At 52.2% G+C, this 16821-nt stretch carries 13 protein-coding genes and 1 pseudogene; 4 read left to right on the top strand and 10 right to left on the bottom strand.

Features of this window, described 5'->3' with window-relative positions:
* Positions 1-11: 11 nt before the first annotated feature.
* Complete coding sequence (locus tag AC0VZ8_RS08700; protein WP_475486642.1) at positions 12-908, bottom strand: anti-sigma factor; 897 nt, start codon at positions 906-908, stop codon at positions 12-14.
* Positions 883-1488, bottom strand: a complete 606-nt coding sequence (locus AC0VZ8_RS08695; protein ID WP_260064337.1) for an RNA polymerase sigma factor — start codon at positions 1486-1488, stop codon at positions 883-885. Before AC0VZ8_RS08695 ends, AC0VZ8_RS08700 begins: the two co-directional genes overlap by 26 nt.
* A gap of 230 nt (positions 1489-1718) precedes the next feature.
* Here AC0VZ8_RS08695 and AC0VZ8_RS08690 point away from each other — a divergent pair, with 230 nt between their 5' ends.
* From AC0VZ8_RS08690 to AC0VZ8_RS08680, 3 genes are read left to right on the top strand one after another with little or no spacing between them, the layout of a single operon-like run.
* Positions 1719-2882: a COG1470 family protein gene (locus AC0VZ8_RS08690; protein WP_260064338.1), complete on the top strand. Its 1164-nt coding sequence runs from the start codon at positions 1719-1721 to the stop codon at positions 2880-2882.
* 5 nt (positions 2883-2887) lie between these two features.
* The gene (locus AC0VZ8_RS08685) at positions 2888-3910 is read left to right on the top strand and encodes an ABC transporter ATP-binding protein (protein ID WP_475486641.1); all 1023 of its coding nucleotides are present in this window, start codon (positions 2888-2890) and stop codon (positions 3908-3910) included.
* Complete coding sequence (locus AC0VZ8_RS08680; protein WP_475486640.1) at positions 3876-4979, top strand: ABC transporter permease; 1104 nt, start codon at positions 3876-3878, stop codon at positions 4977-4979. The genes AC0VZ8_RS08685 and AC0VZ8_RS08680 overlap by 35 nt, the downstream gene beginning before the upstream one ends.
* A gap of 84 nt (positions 4980-5063) precedes the next feature.
* Here the strand turns inward: AC0VZ8_RS08680 and AC0VZ8_RS08675 are convergent, their stop codons facing one another.
* From AC0VZ8_RS08675 to AC0VZ8_RS08640, 8 genes and pseudogenes are all read right to left on the bottom strand, one after another.
* The gene (locus tag AC0VZ8_RS08675; RefSeq protein WP_071223060.1) at positions 5064-5873 is read right to left on the bottom strand and encodes an alpha/beta hydrolase; all 810 of its coding nucleotides are present in this window, start codon (positions 5871-5873) and stop codon (positions 5064-5066) included.
* Positions 5874-5950: 77 nt separating this feature from the next.
* Positions 5951-6268: a cupin domain-containing protein gene (locus AC0VZ8_RS08670; protein ID WP_071222848.1), complete on the bottom strand. Its 318-nt coding sequence runs from the start codon at positions 6266-6268 to the stop codon at positions 5951-5953.
* A gap of 178 nt (positions 6269-6446) precedes the next feature.
* Positions 6447-7565: a hypothetical protein gene (locus AC0VZ8_RS08665; protein ID WP_475486639.1), complete on the bottom strand. Its 1119-nt coding sequence runs from the start codon at positions 7563-7565 to the stop codon at positions 6447-6449.
* A gap of 15 nt (positions 7566-7580) precedes the next feature.
* Positions 7581-9020, bottom strand: a pseudogene (locus AC0VZ8_RS08660) (family 43 glycosylhydrolase).
* Positions 9021-9039: 19 nt separating this feature from the next.
* Positions 9040-9918, bottom strand: a complete 879-nt coding sequence (locus AC0VZ8_RS08655; RefSeq protein ID WP_071222846.1) for a carbohydrate ABC transporter permease — start codon at positions 9916-9918, stop codon at positions 9040-9042.
* Between the two features lie 20 nt (positions 9919-9938).
* Entirely contained in the window at positions 9939-10832 is an 894-nt protein-coding gene (locus AC0VZ8_RS08650) for an ABC transporter permease (protein ID WP_475487665.1), read from the bottom strand.
* Between the two features lie 150 nt (positions 10833-10982).
* On the bottom strand, positions 10983-12518 hold the full coding sequence (locus AC0VZ8_RS08645) for an extracellular solute-binding protein (protein WP_475486638.1): 1536 nt from the start codon (positions 12516-12518) through the stop codon (positions 10983-10985).
* Positions 12519-12726: 208 nt separating this feature from the next.
* The gene (locus AC0VZ8_RS08640; protein WP_475486637.1) at positions 12727-14265 is read right to left on the bottom strand and encodes an extracellular solute-binding protein; all 1539 of its coding nucleotides are present in this window, start codon (positions 14263-14265) and stop codon (positions 12727-12729) included.
* Positions 14266-14463: 198 nt separating this feature from the next.
* Here AC0VZ8_RS08640 and AC0VZ8_RS08635 point away from each other — a divergent pair, with 198 nt between their 5' ends.
* Complete coding sequence (locus tag AC0VZ8_RS08635) at positions 14464-16776, top strand: helix-turn-helix domain-containing protein (RefSeq protein WP_475486636.1); 2313 nt, start codon at positions 14464-14466, stop codon at positions 16774-16776.
* The last annotated feature ends 45 nt before the right edge of the window (positions 16777-16821 follow it).

Below are 16821 nucleotides of genomic sequence, written 5' to 3'. Positions count from 1 at the left end.
ATATCTGGGCATCAAGGCCCCATATTCACCAGAACGGCTTCGGGCCCGGTCGGTCTCCGGCTTCCCCCTTTGGGCTCCATGCTGACGACAATCCGCTTCGCTTTCTCTGCTCCGTAACCGTAATAATAGCTCTTTCCCTGCGGGCCCTGTACTAGCATAAAACCCGCACTCGACAGCCGATCCTCATCCTGAAGCCACACCTGATAGTCTTTCTCCTCCAAGGAATGCAGGCCATTGACAACGATCAGCATTTCTCCCGAGCCGCGTTTCAACCATACTAAGCCGCTGCCGTAGAAAGGTTCAATCGGCTGTATGACATACCGCTCGGTATCCTCGCTTTGCATATCGGCAATGCGCTGGCTTACCGCATGTTCGAAGGCCGCATGAGTCTGCCCCTCGTTTCCCTTCATGATGAATAAACCCGCAATCAACAGAATGAGCAGCGCTCCCGACAACGCCTGCAGGACAACGTGCTTTTTGATTCGGAGTCGGCCTTGGATTGACCGTATATAAGCCGCACGCATGAGCCTGCTGCGCACCCGGCTTTGAGGCATAGGTTCATCAGAGAATTTATTCTTATTCGTTGACTCACCAATGGCCATTCCCGCGCCTGCCGGCTGTGTCGATCTGACGAGCGGTTCTCCATGATCACAACCTCGATCCAGCTGTGACCCATGTTCATCGACAGGATAAGAAGGCATGAATAGCTCTACAGCCCCCATTAGCTTCGCCCATTCCGCCGCTGTCCCGGAACATATCTCACATTCTTTAAGATGTCGCTCGATATTCATGCTCTCCGCGTACGGCAATCGCTTCATAACGTAATCAACAAGCTTTTCCTCGGGGTATAACGAGCAGTCAACGTTGTCTTGCGCGAGAAACTCATGGTCTTGCTTTGAATGTTTCATGCTGCGAGCTCCCCCCTTCCTTCCCGCTCATCGCATCCAGCCGCCGCCTGACATTGTGAATGCCGTACCGGATTAAAGATTTAACGGTTCCGACAGGCCGGTTTAACAATTCCGCCATTTCCCGGTGGGAGCGCTGCTCGACATAACTCCCGTAAACCGCCATCCTCTGAAGGGGCGGAATCCCCTGAAGCGCCTCCTTTACCTGCTCCAGCTCCACCCGGCGCAAGGCGGCCAGCTCTACCGATTCCTGACCTTCGCCCCATGTCGTTTCCGGCAGAGCCTCTTCCATCCATTCGGCTTCAGCCATACGCTGCCGTTTGCGCAGCCGATCCATCGCCCTGCACCGTGTTCTCACGGCCAGCCAAGCCTCAACGCTTCCGCGTGCAGGATCATACTGATCCGCCTTATGCAGCACTTCCATAAAGATATCCTGGCATAGTTCCTCCGCCTCGGCCGGATCCTTGGTCATCTGCAAAGCCAGCCGGTAAACCAGGCGGGCATGGGTATCATAGAAGCGCCGGAACGCTGTGGCCGAACCTTCTGCAATCTCCTCCAGCCACATCGCAGAATGATCGTTCATCCCCGAACTCCCCCTAACCTGTTCTCCTCTCATACATCATGATGGCCTGCCTGCGCACGGCCATTTTCGATCAATATTTTAGCAAACGCTCCTTGTCTTTTGAATAAACCGAGGCACTTTTCAGCTTCCTTTAATGAATTTTTTAGGTAATTTTAATCTTTCCGATAAATCCAAACCCGGTGCTTCCAACGTACTCATTATGAATCCATAAAATTAGGAGGGGTAGTGTCATGAAAATGCTTAGAAAGAGAGCCAAGCAGCTGAACCTGCTGCTCTTGTTCATCCTGGGTACTTACTTGTTAAGTGGAGGAAATACCGCGTTCGCCGCCGGGGAAATCACCTTGTATACACCTTACACCTCGATTTCCGTTCCACCGGGGGAAGTCATCAATTATCCCCTTGAAGTCAAAAACAATACGAGCGGCGTCATTACGGTCCCGCTCCAAATCAACAGCCTGCCGAGCGGCTGGAGCACCAAGCTTAACGGCGGAGGCTGGCAGCTGAAAGAAGTGTCCGTGAAGCCGGGCGAATCGGAATCGGTGTCCTTGGAGGTTACCGTACCGCTCAAAGTAGATAAAGGCTCCTACCGGTTTCAAGTAACGGCGGGATCCATGGCCAGTCTGCCATTAACCGTGGATATCACGGAAAAAGGAACCTATCAAACCGAGCTCACAACCGATCAAGCCAATCTGGAGGGGCATGCCGATTCCACGTTTACCTACACGGTGAATCTGCAAAACCGAACCGCCAATAAACAAAACTATGCCCTCCAGGCCGATGCCCAGGCGGGTTGGAACGTTACATTCACCTCAGGCGGCAAGCAGGTATCCTCCGTCGAAATCGAAGCGGGTGCAAGTCAATCTATCACCGTCGATATCAAACCGCCTGCCGAAGTGACGGAAGGTTCCTTCTCCATTCCGATCCGTGCCTCCAATTCATCGACATCCTCCGAGCTTGCGCTGGAAGCCGTCATCACGGGATCTTATGGGCTGGAGCTTACAACACCAAGCGGTTTGCTCAGTACAAACGTCAATGCGGGCGGCAGCAAAACCATTGAGCTGCTGGTCAAGAATACGGGGACCGCACCTCTCTCGGATATTAATCTTAGCTCCGATACGCCGGTGGACTGGGAAGTAAGCTTCAACCCGAAAACGATCGAAAATCTGCCCGCAGGCAAATCCACAACGGTTGAGGCCAAACTGACGTCAAGCGACAAAGCCATTGCGGGTGATTATGTCACCAACCTGAAGGCCGCCGCGGCTGAAGCAAGTTCCGACGCCCAATTCCGCGTTGCCGTCAAAGGCTCCATGCTGTGGGGCTGGATCGGCGTGCTCGTCATTGTTGCTATTCTGGGAGGCATCTATGTTCTCATTCGTAAATACGGAAGGAGATAACCTTGATGGATACGGTCATTGACATTCACGAATTAACGAAGAGTTACAGCGAAACGAAGGCGGTAGACCGTTTATCCCTCCAAATTAAACGCGGCGAGATCTTCGGTCTGCTCGGCCCGAACGGTGCGGGCAAGTCCACCACGATCCTGATGCTGCTCGGACTCAGCGAACCGGATTCAGGAACCATTAACGTGCTCGGCCTCAATCCGACAAGAGAACCGATCCCGGTCAAGCGGCGGGTCGGATACCTGCCTGATGACGTCGGCTTTTACGAGGACCGAACCGGATTGGAGAACCTGATGCTAACGGCCCGGCTGAATCGAATCCCCGATTCCCAAGCCCGGGAAAGGGCACTGGAGCTGTTGGAGCAAGTCGGGCTCACGCAGGCAGCCCATAAGAAGACAGGAGCCTATTCCCGCGGGATGCGACAGCGGCTCGGGCTCGCGGACGTCTTGATGAAATCCCCGGAGATTATCATCCTCGATGAACCGACCTTGGGCATCGATCCAACAGGAATGGAGGAGCTGCTGCGTTTGATACGGAAGCTAAGCCGTGAGCAGGGCCTTACCGTACTGCTATCGTCCCACCAGCTGCACCAGGTTCAGCAGATTTGCGACCGCGTCGGCCTGTTCGTGCGGGGACGGCTTCTCGCCGAAGGGGATGTCGAGGGGCTGTCCCAGACCCTGTTCGCCGATGATCCAATTATGATCACGGTGGAGCTGGATGAGCTGCGGCCCGAATTGCGTGATGAGATCAGCGCCATCGAAGGGGTTCACCTGATCGAGGTTCCGGCTGTCGAAAGCGATCCGGCTGAGCATGCGGTCACCCGGATCAGAGACCTTCCAGCTAAGGTTCTGATCCGGGCCGATAGGGATTGCAGCCCTGAAATTGCCCGAGCGGTTGTGAATGCAGGTGTCCAGCTGTTCTCGCTGAACCGCCAGCAGTACGGTTTGGATGAAATCTACCACCGTTATTTTGCAGGAGGTGATGAGCATGGCAGAGCGAAGAGCGCCGAGCGTACAGGATAAGCTGGCTGACATTGGCCGCCGGCTGCAGTCCTACTCTGAAAACATCAAAAAAACATTTTCCAAGCGAACCAACACGCCCGGTCAATCAGCGACAGGAGAATCAGTCAAATCGACCACGCCTTCAGCTTTCGGCGTGCTGGTCCGCAAAGAGATCGCGGACCATATCCGGAGCTGGCGCTTCATATTACTGCTGGGCATCATTGCCTTAACCTGCGTGGCTTCGCTTTATACGGCTATGAACAGCATCCGGGAAGCTCTCGGCTCGGAGAACGGGGTTGATGATTTTGTCATCCTGAAGCTGTTCACCCTCTCGGACGGAACCCTTCCGACCTTCATCGGATTTGTCGGTTTCTTAGGTCCATTGCTCGGAATCGGCATGGGCTTTGATGCCATCAACAGTGAACGGAACAAAGGGACGCTCAGCCGAATCATGGCCCAGCCGATTCACCGCGACGACCTGCTCAATGCGAAGTTCGCCGCTTCCCTGATCGTGATCAGCATCATGTTTATCACGCTCGGGCTGCTGACCATGGCGCTGGGCACCCTGATTATCGGCATACCGCCAACCTTCGAGGAATTTTTGAGAACCATCAGCTTTCTGGTCGTGACCATTTTTTACGTTGGCTTCTGGCTGAATCTGTCCATTATGTTCTCCGTAAGATTCCGCCAGCCGGCGACCTCCGCCCTGTCAAGCATTGCGGTCTGGCTGTTCTTTAGCTTCTTTTTTGATATGATCCTGCAATTGCTGGCACGGGGATTGGCTCCGGACTCCGCCTCAGCCACGGCCCATGATGTCATGAACTATCAGAATCTGATGCTCTGGCTTGGCCGGCTGTCGCCATATACCCTGTTTAATGAGGCAACGAGCACTCTGCTGATGCCGTCCATCCGCAATCTCGGACCGCTCACGCAGGAGCAGGTGTACGGTGCCATCGCTAGTCCGCTGCCGTTTGGTCAAAGCTTGCTGCTCGTCTGGCCGCAAATTACCGGACTGACCGCAGCTACACTGATCTGCTTCGCCATCTCTTACGTCCTGTTCCTCCGACAGGAGATTAGAGGCCGGTCCTGATCTTTAGGTTATGCGAACAAGCTCATCTGAATTTTTCAGATGAGCTTGTTTTTTGCATGAGTTCTCAAGTTATGCTGCTCAGTCCTACCTTCCCTGCACGACCGCTTGCGACAGGAATCCGATCTTCTGCAGCCAGCCCGCGCACAGGCCCGTCCATTGCGAAACACTGGCATCTTCTTCCGCAAGACCAAGACCATGCCGGCCCTCCGGAAAAACATGAAGCTCAAACGGGATGCGCTGCTTGCTTAACGCTTTGGCATACATAAGGCTGTTCTCAACGGGAACCGCGCCGTCGTCAGCGGTATGCCATAGAAAGGAAGGAGGGGTCTCCGGTTTCACCGCAAGCTCAAGCGACAACGCATTTCTCAACTCTTCCGGCGGGTTCTCTCCCAACAGCCTGGTCATGGAGCCCTCATGGTAATAATCCTTAAAAGAAATGACCGGGTAACACAGGATGGAAGCGTTCGGGCGGGAGCTCTGCCGGTCCACAGCATCCACGGCTTCCGGGTTTCCTTCGTCGAAATGAGTGCTGGCGCTCGCCGCGAGATGTCCGCCTGCTGAGAACCCAAGGATTCCGATACGATCCGGATCGACGTTCCACTCCTTGGCGTGATGCCTTACAAGCCGGACTGCACGCTGGGCATCGCCCAGCGGATAGGGATGGCGATAAGGGGCCACACGGTAATGAACGACAAAGGCGGATAGCCCAATTGAATTCAGCCACATGGCAATCGGATCACCCTCATGATCCGCGCGCCGCTCGTACCCGCCCCCCGGAAGCACAAGCACGGCTCCGTGAGGGGTTTCATTTTGTAATAGATAAGGTGTCATGTAGGGTATGAACTTCTCTTCCACCGATTCATGTCCTGGAATATCCTGTTCCCAAAGTTTCATCATATCCATTCCTTTCTGTCTTCATATCCAGTCGTCTATCCATTCATTTCTTCAACATTTCTTTCAGCTTTAGGCACTCAGAGACCAAGCAAATCCAGTCTCAGCGGTGTAAACGTATCCAAAAGAGCGGAAGGTTCCAGAGCTTTTACCCCATGCTCCGCCCCGCCGGGAATGACGATGGTATCTCCCTGCCGCACCAGGGTCGTCTCACCGTTGATATAAAATTCGATGGCACCCTTCAGGCAGTAGCTCATCTGCTCATGGGGATGACTATGCAGTGCACCTTCCGCCCCTTCTTCAAAATGCACCTCCATCATCATCAGCCCCGTTCCGGGTTGAAACACCTTCCTTGTCACCCCAGGCTCCGCTTGTTCCCAAACGCCGATTTGCGCCATGCTCCTCCTCCTCTGCTAATCCAAGTACCGAATTTACGTGTTCATCGATTCATTAAATAAAAAAACCTTTATACTTCTTCGCCGAAGGGCCTATGTATTCCTATTATCCAAGTCATAAAAATTCAGAGCGTCATCCCGGCTGACTGATCCAATACATCTAGAGGTCCTGGCTCATAGATCATCTACCCGTACCTGCTCGTAGAGATGAGAACACAGAATCCGCAATATCCAGCTTTCGTCCCTGCAGCCCCCCGAGCTCATGCAGCGTATAGCGGATAAGAATCGCCTGTGTTCCCGCATTCATGTCCCCTTCAATCTCACCCTTGCCCAGTGGAACCGCCTCCGGCATGTCAGGATAATACTCACCTTGCTTCACTTGAGCCACATTCGGTGCCGGCGGGGAGTGATCAATTTCCCTGGAAAAGCCGCCGTCCGCCCGCTTGAGCCGCGCCATATTCCGCAAGGTGATTTCCGCGATCTCCAGAACGTCCTCTTCCGGAATCCGCAGCTTCATCGAGGTCAGAAGGCTGATCGGGTTCCGAATATAACACATGTCAACGGCCTTCTCGCTCCGCAAAGCGTGCAGCAGGGACCGGTATATTTCCGGCGTCCGCGGCAGTGGAGCCTGAAACCGGTTATAGAACGTCAACAGCTTGAAGGTTCCCGATATTCGGACATAAGGCGTGCCTTCGCCCCACAGCCCCGTCTCCGGATCTTGTATGCTCTCAAAATACGACAGCGCCTCACGTAAAAACGGCTCCCTCTCATCCTGCGGCATTTGGGATAAATAGGGTGCTGAGTTACACAGCCGGTCGCAGCCGCGCCAGCTGTTCGCAAGACTGATGGAACGCAGCCACTCCGCATAAGCCTCAGGAGCGCGGCAGTATGCCGGAGCCATATTCCGATTACCCGGCAGCGGATGCAATGGGGCTGCGCCCAACGTTCGGAGTGCTCCTACGCTGTAGCCAAGTGCACGGCCCACCATCACATCGTCTTTTCTCATCTTGGGATCAGCATCATAGAAATACCCCGTCCCAGGGTCTTGCTTGGACTGGAAAAAACGCACAAGATCCGCCTTGATGTCATCGGTCAGCCTTTGCTGAAGTCCGCAGCGCTCGATAATGCCCAACGCTTGTGCCGTCGATTCGATGTCCGTCGTGAACGCATCGGCATCCCTGGAACTGCGGGCGTAATAAAAACCGCCGGAAGCAGCGTCATACTGTCCTTCGAGCCATTCGAAGAAACCTTCAAACAGCCTGTCGCCCCCCTCCAGAATGTTCTCTAATCCCTTTGTCATGGCCTATCCCTTCTTTCAGCTGATGATGACGTTATATGAAAAATCCCGAAAAATCACCGTGCCTTTGCCGACGGCGTCCAGTCCGATGCGGAGGCTCTGAAACCCGCCAAACGTGTTGTGATGGAATCCTGAAACATCTGCCACTTTGTCATACCGGATCCATTCCACCCCATCGAAGCTGTAATAGAATGAAACGATATGCGCATCGTTAACCAACCGCAAAAAAGCCCTGCGAGTATGGTTCTGCATCGTGCCGTAGCCCTTGAATGACCGGAAATGCCTCACTCCATGCTCGTTGACTCCCATACCAAGATATGCCGCATCGTTATAATAGAGGAGCAGGCGGCCTTCTGCCGGACCCTCCACGATGATCTCAACCTCTGCTGAATAACGCTTATGGCCCGCCATATAGAGCAGCGGAGAAGATTTTTCCTCCTCGGAGGCGGCCTCGGCTACCAATTCATGATTCCCCGGACGGAACCGTGCAGAAGGCTCCACGCCTTCGCACTGCCAGTGCAACCCCAGCTCAGGACCGTCAAAGGGATCCCTGAATGAGGCTCCTTGATTCCCAGCATTGGTTTCTCCTTCATCATGCGGCCGATCGTACTGGTCAATAAGACTCTCACGGCCTCCTGCAGCACGAAACCATCCATCGGAAGTCCATTCGATCGGTTCAAGCAAGGTCTGTCTGCCCAGTGAATGGAACCCATTGGCATAAGCATGGTAGACCATCCACCACTGGCCATCCGGAGAGTCGATCAACGAGGCGTGTCCTTTGGACCACCAGCGTTCATCCCTGGATTCCGTATGGATAATCGGGTTGTACGGAGAGTGTTCCCAGGGCCCCCATGGCGTTCTGGATCTTGACGATACGGCCATATGGCTTGTAGGCGGACCGGCCGTCCCTCCGACGGCTGCCGTCAGATAGTAATAACCATCGTGAACGGTAATTTTCGGCCCCTCCAGGCTGTACGCCTCCACGACCCAATCGTCCGGATACCGCCAGCCGTTATACACATGTCTGACTTCACCCGCGATCGCGAGTCCGTCCGCCGTAAGCTCTACAAAATCACCGCCTGACATATGCAAATAACGCTTCCCGTCCGGTCCTGCCGTATGCCCTGGATCAATTCCCTTGATCCCCAGATTGATCGGTTTGCTCCACGGTCCCGCCGGACTGGATGCGGTAACGACCCAGTTCGTCCGCCCAGCCGGATAATAAATATAATACATCCCGTTATGCGCTACGAAATCCGGCGCCCACACATTCCCCTCGTAGTGGGGCAGCGCAGCCCCAACTCGGCTCCAATTGAGCAAATCGCGCGAATGCCAGATAACGAGCCCGGGCGTCAGCTTTTAGGAGGAATGCGTCATGTAATAATCCTCGCCGACCCGGATGATCGACGGGTCCGCATAATTGCCGGCAATGATTGGCGCATATCGTTTCTTTTCCAACACCAACCTTCGCTCCTCTCTATCCCTTGATGGATCCCAGCAGCGCTCCTTTGGCAAAATGCTTCTGCAGGAACGGATACACGCACAGAATCGGCAGCGTAGCGATGACGATGACAGCCATCTTCACCGTCTGCTCCGGCGGCCGGACAAATTCGTCCATGCCGGAGGTGTCTGCCGCCAAGCCGCTGGCAAGTATAACGATCTGCCGCAGGATGACCTGAACGGGCCATTTGGCCGCATCATTCAGGTACAAAATCGCCGACATATACGTGTTCCAGTAGGTAACCGCATAAAAGAGCGATATGGTCGCAATGGCAGGCATCGACAGCGGAATCACGATTCGGAACAGGATTCCCCAGTCACCGGCCCCGTCGATCTTTGCGGATTCCTCCAGTCCCTCAGGCAGGTTCTGAAAGAAGTTTCGCATGATGATAAGATTGAAGGCATTGATCGCTGTAGGGACAATCAGCGCCGCATACGTATCGATCAGCCCCATCTCCTTCACCACGAGAAACGTGGGGATCATTCCGCCGCTGAACAGCATCGTGAACAAGACCATGAACATGATGAAATTTCGGCCATCCAGATCCCTGCGCGACAGCCCGTAGGCCATCAAGCAGGTTAACAGCATGCTGAACAAGGTGCCTAAGAAGGTGACTCCAACGGAAACGCCAAGCGAGCGAAATACCGTATTGGTTGAAAACACATATTTGTAAGCATCAAGGGACCAAACGGTCGGAAACAGGACAAACTGCTTCTGCGCCAGCTCCGTCACCGTTGTGAAGGATCCGGCGATGACGTGAAGGAAAGGCAGGATGGTAACCAGGCCAATGATCAACAGCAGCGTATAATTCACGATATCGAAGATTCGGCTCGATATCGTTTTATCTTGTACCATAGCGGTCCACCTTTCTGTAGTTAATAGATGCCTTCTTCTCCGGCTTTTTTGGCCAGCCAATTAGCCAGCATTACCACAATGAGACCGATCAGCGATTTAAAGAACCCGACCGCCGTACTGAAGCTGAACTGACCTTGCTTAAGACCTGCGGTATAAACATACGTATCGAATATCTCCGCCACATCCCGGTTCATCGAGTTTAAGAGGAGATAAATATGTTCGAACCCAAGTTCCAGCACGTCGCCGATTTTCAAAATCAACAAAACGACGATCACGCTTCGAATCGAAGGAAGCGTAATATGCCACATTTGCCGAAAGCGGCTCGCCCCGTCAATCCGGGACGCTTCGTATAGACCGGGATCAATCGCCGCCATGGCAGCCAAATAGATGATTGTTCCCCAGCCTGCCTCCCGCCAGATAATCTGCAGGACATACATCGGCCGGAACCATTCGCTGCTCATCAGAAAATTGATTTTTTCGAATCCGGCCATAACCAGCAATTCATTAATGATGCCGCGATCCATCGAAAGCATGACAAATGAAATGGATACGATGATAACCCAAGACATGAAGTGGGGAATGTACACCAGCGTCTGGATAAATCGTTTAAACACTTCGCGCCGGACCTCGTTGAGCATTAAGGCTAGAATGATCGGCACCGGAAAATAGAATGCCAGGTTCAAAAAAAACAGCAGCAGCGTGTTACCCAAAATCGTGAAGAACATCGGCTCGGTAAACAGCCGTTCAAAATGCTTGAGCCCCACCCAGGGGCTTCCCGTAACGCCGAGATAAGCCTGATAATCCTGGAAGGCTATGATCAATCCCGACATCGGGATATATTTAAAGATCAGGAAGTATAAAAATCCCGGAAGAATCATGAGATAGATCGCCCGGTTTTTTATTATTCTTCTCATTCGACCGGTCTCCGGTATTTTGCGGGCGCTCTTGCTCATCCCGGCCTTCACTGCGGTTTCGCTCATGATCTCAGACTTCCTTTCTGTCCCGAAGCCTGCCGGAGACTGCAGCATGGCAGTCTCCGGCCGTTCGGGATGCTGGCTTGTTCATTATTTGGAAGATTCGTAGGAAACGTTGAACTCATCGATGATTTGCTGACCGCCGCTCTTAAGCCAGTTATCCACCACAGCCTGGAATCCGGCCTCATCGATATCGCCAAGCATAAATCGATACGTGCCGTCTTTAATCATCTCCTGCAGCTGTACGCCCTTTTCGTTAAATGTCTTGGAATCCAGTGAAGCCGAAGGATCCTCTATGAGGTATTCATTATTCTCCATAATCATTTCCTCGGATTTCGCTTTAACCGGGAGCATATGCTTCGCCTCATAAAATCCTTCAATTGTTAACGGCCCGCCGACCTGCATGGCTTGATAAGGCTTCACTTCGCGATCAGTCAGTTTCGTGTCTTCCGAAGGGATCACCTTGCCTTCTTCCAGCTTGTGATGCTGTCCTTCAACCCCCCAATAGATGAGGTTGCCAAGTTCCGTACTCATCAACTGATCCATGAAGGCAAGCACATCCTTTAGCTCTTCTTCCGATTTGATCGCTGTTTTCGGAAAGAGAATCACCGAGCCATAGCCGGGAACCGACCAGATTCCGAAGCCATTCGGGCCACCTTCGATTTTATTCTGAACATCGAGCTCCGCATCCGGATTCACTTCGACGACCTTGGGATGAAGGCTGGATACGTCCCCCATCGCTCCGATATAAACGCCCGACTTTCCGGTAATGAACAGATTTTGCTGATCGGTTTTGCTGGTAACCGGGAAATCCTGATTGATCAGGCCTTCCTGGTGAAGTTTCTTGAAGAATTTCATCGTCTCCATATATTCGGGGAACATAAATTCGGGAGCCAGTTTGCCGTCCTTCTCGCCCCAGTTATTTGGCGTGCCGAGCCACGAGCTGATCGTTTTGAACGCACCATAAATTAGGTCATTTCGATCCGTCAGCGGGATGGTGTCATCTTTGCCGTTGCCGTCAGGATCCTTCTCCTTGAACTGCTTCAGCATATTATAGAATTCGTCCACATTGGTCGGAGCGCTGAGCCCAAGCTTGTCGGCCCAATCCTTGCGGTAGATGATGCCCTGGCGTGACAAAGGCACTTCACGGTAAAGCGCATAGATTTTGCCGTCCACCGCCGTGTTCTTTAACACTTCAGGCTTCAGCTTGCTGAGGTTTGGGTACTGATCCAGCAATGGCCCGATTTCCCAAAATTGCCCGTTGCGGATCGCATCACGCATATTTACAAGCGAGGCGGCATTCTTCAGGTACGTCACCTGCGGCAGCGTTCCGGTCGCAAAGGATGCATTGACCTTTTCATCATAAGTGCCGTCCGGCACCCACTGAATGTCAAGCTTGGTGCCCGTTTTCTCTTCCAGCAGCTTCTCAATCATGTCGGAGGGAACTTCAGGGGTATGGAGGTTGGCCATAATCGAGATGGATACCGGTTCGTTCTTGTTCTCGCCTTGGGCAGGACTTCCGTTTGAGCTGCTGGTTGCTGCAGGGGCGGAGTTGCCGCCACAGCCCGCCAACACGGATAAAGCGGTTACAATTGCCAGAATGGTACTGGCTTTTTTCTTCTTCATCTTCTGACCTCCGTTTTAAATTTGAATAGGGACTGACAAGAAACAGCTTAGTTGAGGGAAGCCTGGTACGTATATAATCCTGAGATTGGATATGGATAGTTCGGTCACGCCCGGCATTTAATGCCGCGGAATCAAATCTAATGATTATGTTGTCAATGAGATCGCTCACGCAGTGCAAAACAAAAATACCGTCGGGGATATCAATCCCCTAGCGGTATTTATCATGTAAATAGGGTCCGACCGTGCTTCGGTAGGAAGCATTATATTCCTCGATAATCTGCCTGCCCCCTTCTTCCAGCCAACGGTCGATCTCGGCCTCGAAACCCTGCTCATCGATCATCCCTAACATAAATTGATAGGTGGCATCCCGTATGCGTTCATTCAATCTGACGCCGATTTCGTTATACATCGGAGACTCCAGCGGTGCGGAGGGATCGTAAATGAGGAAACTCTCATTATCGTAAATCAGCCGCTCGGCCTTATCCTTAACCTGATTCGTGTTAACCGGCTGCTGCATGCCCGGTATGGTGCTGAATCCTCCGACCATCAAAGCCTGATAGGGCTTTACATCCTTTTCCCTTAACTCAAAGGCATCCACGGCCATCGCTTTGCCATTCTGAATGGTATAATGGATCCCTTCGATTCCCCAATACATCAGGTTTGCAAGCTCAGGACTCATCAGCGCGTCATAGAAGGAGAGCACACTCTTCAACTCCTCTTCCGTAGCAATCGCGGACTTCGGAAACAGAATCACCGTTCCGTACCCCTGCGAAGCCCATATACCATACCCTTCCGGCCCGAGAACCCGATTGTGAACGTCCAGCACAGCATCAGGATCATTCGCCAGCAGCTTTGACTCCAGGGACAGGACATCCCCCATCGCGCCGATATAAACCCCGGCTTTTCCCGTTACGAACAGCTCCAGTTGGTCGGTCTTGCTGGTAATCGGGAAGTCTTCATTGATCAGTCCTTCGTTATGAAGCTTCTTGAAGAACTTCATCGTTTCCATATATTTCGGAAAGACGAATTCCGGCTGCAATGAATCGTTATACCATCCCCAGTTGTTCGGTGTTCCATAATAGGAGCTGATCGTCTTGAAAGCCCCATAGATTAGATCGTTGCGATCCGTCAAACCGATGGTGTCATCGATACCGTTATTGTCCGGATCCTTATATGTAAACCCTTTCAACATTTCATATAAATCATCAAGTGTTTCCGGTGCCGATAGCCCCAGCCGATCTGCCCAGTCCTTGCGGTAAATGATGCCTGAACGGGCTAAGGCTCGTTCCTGATACAGGCTGTACAATTTACCGTCGATGGCCGTATTCTTCAAAACCTCGGGCTTCAATCTCTGCAGATTCGGATAGTCCTCAAGATACGGGCCGATTTCCCAGAATAGCCCGCTCCGAATCTCATCCCTGAAATAGGATAAGGATGCGGCATTCTTCAGATACAGCGCTTGCGGCAAAGTCCCTGTTGCAAGCGAAGCAAACACCTTCTCATCATAACTCCCGTCGGGTACCCACTGAATATTAAGCTGAACGCCCGTTTTTTCCTCGATCCATTTCTCGATCCGATCGGAGGGAACCACGGTGGTGTGCAGGTTGGCCATAATTGAAATGCTGGTTTTACGATCAGAAGACGTACTTCCGCCATCCGCTCCCGATGATCGTGCCATGCTGATGCAAGCGGCCGACACCATCAGGATAGCAAGCGTAAGAATGACATAGTTTGACAGACGGGTCATCAATCCGTTCTACCTCCGTTCCCCCATGTTTCTTGCGGATCCCGTGTGTTTGGGATGATCCTAACATATGTACATCTTTTTTCATGACAAACCATGATGATCAAATACAGTGATTATTCTTTTTGAAATGATTATTGAATGTAACCCGGGTTGCCCATACAATGATTATACACTTTGTTAAACAGGAAGGTGTACCTATTGCATCCAAAAAGTAGCTTTTATTCTAAAATGGTCCTGTTCGGCTGTTTCATCAGCATCATTCCTCTCGTGGCCCTCGGCTTCTTCTCGTTCATGAAATCATCCACCTCCGTGCAAAACCACGTCAACAGCAGCAATATCCAGATTATGAATCAAACGAACAGCAATCTCGAACAGGTGCTGCGGACTGTGGATTATACACTGAATTACGTCATTAATTCCAATATTCTGCAAAGCGCGTTGTACCGGCCCCTGTCCTATTATGACTTCCAATTGTATAACAAACTGAGAGAAGAGATGAGTCTGCTGCAATCACCCGAGACCAAGGTTACGGACGTCATCCTTGCGAACACGACAACCAACTGGCTGATCAATAACCGGGGCATGTACAAATTTAATGAATACGCTTCCAAGGATACGCTGCTGACACTCATGGAGCTTCAAGGGAACTCCAATTGGGTGATGCTCGAGACGGAATCTCTCGGGTCCAGCGATACGCTCAGTTATGCCTGCCCCTACACGATTGCGCTGGTGAAGAAAATGCCGCTCTCCTCCTCCAGCGCCCGGGGTGTCGCACTCGCCACCATTCCCAGCTGCAGTCTTGCGGCTATGATGGATACCCCTTCCGAAACCCGGGAGGTGATGGTTCTGGACCATAATTACCGGATCGTTGTACATCCCGAGCAAGGAAAGCTCGGGCAATATCTGACCGATACCGGGTATGCGGAGACGGAGCTGGACCATTTTGACAGTAAATCGGGGCAGTTCGAGACGAAGATTGACAACAAGCCGGTGTCCGTAACGTTCGTCCGGTCCGATTTTAACGGCTGGTTGTATGCCTCCTTTACCGAAATGTCCGCCATTACCAAGGAGTCCCGCTCCATCGGCTGGTTTACGCTGTATATCTGCATGCTGATGATCGGTTTCAGCATTCTGCTGGTTTGGCTTGGAACGCGGAAGATGTACACGCCCATCCGGCACATTTTTGAAAATATCGTGGAGCGTCTGCCGGAAATCCAAGCCAACAAAAAGAGCGAGCTGCAAATCATCGATGAGCATATCCGGGATATGTTCAATTCAAACACAAAGCTCCGCAGCGAGCTTCGGCAGACCAGCCAGCAGGTGCGCACCTTTTTTCTCCATAAGCTGTTTCTGGGCAAGAGCAGTCCGCCCGAAGTCATGGAGCAGATCGAGCTGTTTGGCTTCAAGGAGCAGATATCCGCTTGGGAGCACCTGGCGGTGTTCACCCTTCAGATCGATATGCTGGACGAAACCCGGTATGAGCGCAAGGATAGTGACCTGCTGCTGTTTGCCATCAACAATATCATCGAGGAGATGATCCCCTCCTCCCATCGCCTCCCCTCTGTCATTATCGATCTCACACAGGTGACGCTCATCGGACGAGGCGGCATCACGCTGGAAGAATTCAATGACTATATCTATACATTATCGGAGGAGATCCAGAAGACGACGCGCAGTGTTCTCGATCTGGAGGTCAGCATCGGTATCAGCCTGCCTTACGAGAACCTATCCAAAACGGCACGCGCATATCAGGAAGGGCTCGAAGCCCTTAAACACCGCATCAAGCTGGGAACCGGTGTCATTATCCCTTATTTCAGCCTGAACTCGGGCAAGCACACCCGGGTCTATTTCTACCCGATGCAGGTGGAGAACGAGCTGATTGATGCCATCAAGCTGGCTGATGAAGATCGAGCAGTGGAGCTTCTAAAGCAGTGGCTGCTCGAAGTGTTTCGGAAGGATCGGACTCCGCATGATTATCAAATCTCGCTCATCCGGCTGTTAAATGATCTGATGATCGTGATGCAGGAGAACGGGATCATGCTCGAGCAGCTCGACATCCGGGACAGCTCTCTCGTGGAGGAGCTTCTTCGGCTCTACACCAATCACGATATCGAAAGCTGGTTTAAATCCCGCATCATCCGGCCGATGGTTAGTGTATTCCGGGATCGCCAGGACTCTCAATACCAGAATCTTTCCGAGCAGATGATCGAGATTATCCGCAATGAGTTTGATCGCAATATTACACTCGAGGAGTGTGCTTCCCGCCTCCATTACAACAATTTTTATCTTAGCAGCGTGTTCAAAAAAGAAACCAATATGTCCTTCAGCGAATACCTGTCCCAGTACCGCTTCAAAATGTCCAAGAAATGGCTTGTCGAAACCGACATGCCCATTAAGGATATTGCGGAGAAGCTAAGTTACAACAATTCGCAGAACTTTATCCGCTCCTTCCGCAAGCTGGAGGGGATGACGCCCGGTCAATATCGCAGCAAATACAAAACCGGACAATAAGCCTTAAAAAACGGCATCAGATTACCAAAAAAGGTCACCTGTGTC

It is taken from the genome of Paenibacillus sp. QJM3NY_38, assembly GCF_056173265.1.
The sequence above is the reverse complement of the archived record's forward strand: the minus strand, read 5'-3'. Positions and strand labels throughout refer to the sequence as shown.